The 4394-nt window shown below is 75.6% G+C and carries 2 protein-coding genes; both read right to left on the bottom strand.

What is annotated here, in order from left to right:
• Positions 1–1072 (bottom strand): serine/threonine-protein kinase (locus AB0C69_RS38795; RefSeq protein WP_360361059.1); only part of this gene is annotated, 1072 nt, incomplete at its 3' end.
• Positions 1073–1200: 128 nt separating this feature from the next.
• Positions 1201–4394 (bottom strand): error-prone DNA polymerase (locus tag AB0C69_RS38790; protein WP_360361056.1); only part of this gene is annotated, 3194 nt, incomplete at its 5' end.

The following is a 4394-nucleotide window of genomic DNA, read 5'->3' as shown; positions in this document are numbered from 1 at the left end:
GCCGCGACCGCCCCCGGACGGCGGGCGCCGGGTACTCCCGCGCGGTGGGCGGGTCGGTGCGGCGCTCGTAGGCGGGTTCGGTCCGCGGTTCCGGCTGCGGCTGGGGCTGGGGGCGCGGGGCCGGGACCGGGGCCCGGACGTCCTGGGAGGTGGCCGACGGGTCGGCGGCGCGCGTCGCTTCCGGGGCCGCCGCGGGGGCCGCGGGCGGGGCCGTCCACATCTCGCCCAGCTCGGTCGTCACGGCCGCCTCGCCGGATCCGCCGACCAGCGCCAGGAGCAGCTCCCGGGCGCTCGGCCGCTGCGCGGGGTCCTTGCGCAGCGACGCCTGGACGAGCCCGGTCAGCGACGGCGGCAGGTCGCCGATCTCGGGGTCGGCGTGCACGGCGCGGGCCGCCATGATCTGGAACGAGCCCTGCCCGAACGGGTTGCGCCCGCTGGCGGCGAACGCCACCAGGCAGCCCCAGGCGAACACGTCCACGGCCGGGGTGACCTGCTGCGTGGTGATCTGCTCGGGCGCGATCCAGCCGGGCGTGCCGACGACCTGCCCGGTCCGGGTGTGGGAGGAGGCCATGTCCAGCGCGCGGGCGATCCCGAAGTCGATCACGCGCGGCCCGGAGATGGACAGCAGCACGTTGCTCGGCTTCAGGTCGCGGTGCACCAGGCCCGCGCTGTGGATGGCGACGAGCGCGGCGGCCACGCCGACCGCGACGCCGTGCAGCATCCCCGGCGACAGGGCCCCGTTCGCGCTGACGTGCTGGAGCAGCGACGGCCCGTCGATGTACTCGGTCACCATGTAGGCCAGGCCGAGGTCCTCGCCGTGCTCCAGGACCTGCGCCGTGCAGAACGACGCCACGCGCTGGGCGTTGGCGGCCTCGTCGTGGAACCGCGCGAGGAACGTCCTGTCGCCCGCCAGCTCGGCCCGGACCACCTTCACGGCCACGGCCCGCCCGTCGGTGTCGCGGCCGAGGTAGACGGCGCCCATCCCGCCCTCGCCGATCTTGGCCTCGATCCGGTACCGGCCGATTCGGGAGGGATCGTCCGGGCGCAGCTCACCCAGGGAGGTCGCGTCCATGGAGTCTCACCTTCCGCCCCACGGAGCCACGTCTTGGCGACCGCCTCCACGGCGGCACGCGGCCCCAACGCCTCCATACGATGACAGAGGAGGCGGTGAGGTTCTAGCGCGGGCCGCCCGATCTCGTCTCAGTGGAAGTTCCGGGCCCGGACGCGGCCGGGGACCGGCAGGCGGCGCAGCCGGGTGGCCCGGACGTTGGTGACCCCGTCCACGCGTTCCAGACGGCCGCCGACCAGCAGCGCCTGGGAGTCGACGGCCAGGCCGCGGAACCGCTGGAACACCTGCGGCGGGCACACCACGTTGATGATGCCGGTCTCGTCCTCCAGGGTCATGAACACGATGCCGCCGGCCGTCGGCGGGCGCTGCCGGTGGGTGACGAGCCCGGCGACGACGACGTTGGTCTCGCCCGGCGTCTCCGCGAGCCGCGCGGACGGCAGCGCGCCCAGTTCGTCCAGCGCCTCCCGGACGTGCGCGACGGGATGGGTGTGGGAGACGCCGGTGGCCCACAGGTCGGCGAGGGTCTCCTCGATCGGCGTCATGGCCGGGAGGGCGGGCGCGGACGTGCCCGGCGTGACGCCCTCGATCCGCCCCGGGCCGGAGCCCGCCAGCGCGCCCGCCGCCCAGAGGGCCTCGCGCCGCGACAGGCCGAACCGGTCGAACGCGCCCGCGGTGGCGAGCGCCTCCAGGGCGCCGGCCGACAGCGGTACGCGGCGGGCGAGGTCCTCCATGCTCGTGTAGGGGCGTCCCGCCGCGACGGCCTCGGCGGTGTCGTCCCCCAGGTTGCGGACGCCCGACAACCCCAGCCGGATCGCGGGCTGCGGCGTCGCGGGCGCGTGGGGATGGCCGGAGTCGGCCTCGACGGGCTCCTCCAGCGTGGGGTGGACGTCGCTGGCGTTGATGTCCACGCCCCGGACCACGACACCGTGCCGCCGGGCGTCGGCGAGAAGGCTCTGCGGGCTGTAGAACCCCATCGGCTGGTTGCGCACCAGAGCCGCGGTGAACGCGGCGGGGTGGTGGCGCTTCAGCCAGGCGCTCGCGTACACCAGATGCGCGAAGCTCTGCGCGTGCGACTCGGGGAACCCGAACCCGGTGAAGCCGAGGATCTTCTCGTACACGCTCTCCGCGACGGGGGCCGGGATGCCGCGCTCGGCCATCCCGTCGAGCAGCCGCCGCCTCAGCCGCTCGACGCGCTCGGGGGCGCGCTTGGCGCCCATCGCCTGCCGGAGCTGGTCGGCCTCGGCGGGGGTGAATCCCGCGCAGTCGACGGCGAGCTGCATCATCTGCTCCTGGAACAGCGGGACGCCGAGCGTGCGGGACAGGGCCGGCTCCATCAGCGGGTGCGGGCAGTCGGCGGGCTCCAGGCCCTTGCGCCGCCGCAGGTAGGGGTGCACGGATCCGCCCTGGATCGGCCCCGGCCTGATCAGCGCCACCTCCACCACCAGGTCGTAGAACTCGCGGGGCCTCAGCCGGGGCAGCGTCGCCATCTGCGCCCGCGACTCGACCTGGAACACCCCGACCGTGTCGGCGTCGCACAGCATGTCGTAGACCTCCGGGTCGTCCGGCGGGATCGACTGGAGGTCGTGCCGGACCCCGTGGTGCTCGGCCACCAGGTCGAAGCAGTCGTGCAGCGCCGCGAGCATCCCGAGCCCGAGCAGGTCGAACTTGACGAGCCCGGCCGCCGCGCAGTCGTCCTTGTCCCACTGCAGGACGGTGCGGCCCGGCATCGTCGCCCACTCGATCGGGCAGATCTCCCCGACGGGCCGGTCCGCGATCACCATGCCGCCGGAGTGGATGCCGAGGTGGCGGGGGAGCGCCAGCATCCGGTCCGCCAGCTCCTTCACCGGCGCCGGGATGCCGGCCTCCGTCCCGACGGGGTCGCGCGGGTCGATGCTCTTCGACCACGCGTCCTGCTGGCCGGGGGAGAAGCCGAGGGCGCGCGCCGCGTCCCGGACGGCCATGCGCGGACGGTAGCTGATGACGTTCGCGACCTGCGCCGTGCGCTCCCGCCCGTACTTCCCGTAGACGTACTGGATGGCCTCCTCCCGGCGCCGGTGCTCGATGTCCAGGTCGATGTCGGGCGGGCCGTCCCGCCCCGGCGACAGGAACCGCTCGAACAGCAGGCCGTGGCGGACGGCGTCGACCCCGGTGATGCCGAGCGCGTAGCAGACCGCCGAGTTGGCCGCCGATCCCCGGCCCTGGCACAGGATCCCCCTGCTCCGGCAGAACTCCACGATGTCGTGCACGATCAGGAAGTAGCCGGGGAAGCGGAGCTGCTCGATGACGTCCAGCTCCCGGGCGATCTGCTCGTAGGCGCCGGAGACCCGCTCCCTCTCGGGCGGCCCGTACCGCCGGAGGGCGCCCTCCTTCACCAGGCGCCGCAGCCAGCTCGCCTCGTCGTGCCCGTCCGGGACGGGCCAGTCGGGCAGCCGGGGCGCGACCACGTCGAAGTCGAACCGGCACTCCTCCGCCAGCGCGACCGTCCGCTCGCGGACGCCGGGGAACCGCGCGAGCCGCCCCGCCATCTCCGCGCCGCTGCGGATGTGGGCGGTGCCGCCCGCCGGAAGCCAGCCGGCCATGTCGTCCAGGCCGCGCCGTGCCCGGACGGCGGCCATGGCCTGCGCGAGCCGCGCGTCGGCGCCGGGCGCGGCGAAGTGCACGTTGTTGGACGCCACCGCGTCCACCCCGACCCGGCGCGCCAGCGCGAACAGGGCGTCGTTGCGCAGGTCGTCGTCGGGCTGGTCGTGGTCGACCAGCTCGACGAACACGTTGTCGCGGCCGTAGGCGCCGACCAGCTCGCGCAGCTCCCGCTCCGCCGCGTCCGGGCCGCCCGCCTCCAGCGCCGCCGGGACCGGGCCCTTCCGGCAGCCGGTGAGGACGGCCCAGTGTCCGCCGTGCGCCTCGGCCAGCGCGCCCGCGTCGTAGACGGGCCTGCCCTTCCGTCCTCCCGCGAGCTGCGCGGACGTGATCGCCGAGCAGAGCCGCGCGTACCCGGGGGCGCCCCGGGCGAGGACCAGCAGGTGCCGGCCGGCCGGGTCGGGCTCGCCGGTCCGCGGCCCGGGCATGCCGAGGCCCAGCTCCGCGCCGAACACCGTGCCGATCCCGGCCTCGCCCGCGGCCTGCGCGAACTGCACCGCCCCGTACATGCCGTCGTGGTCGGTGACGGCCATCGCCTGCACGCCGAGCCGCGCCGCCTCGGCGACCAGCGAGGCGGGGTCGCTCGCCCCGTCCAGGAAGCTGAACGAGGAGTGGACGTGCAGCTCCGCCCACGGCACGCGGGCCTCGGCGCGGCGGGGGACGCCGGCCGGCTCCGGCGGCGGCTCGG

This window comes from Actinomadura sp. NPDC048032 (genome assembly GCF_040653175.1).
Taxonomy (GTDB): domain Bacteria; phylum Actinomycetota; class Actinomycetes; order Streptosporangiales; family Streptosporangiaceae; genus Spirillospora; species Spirillospora verrucosospora.
Note: the sequence above shows the minus strand (reverse complement) of the source record. Positions and strands in the feature narration are given on the sequence as shown.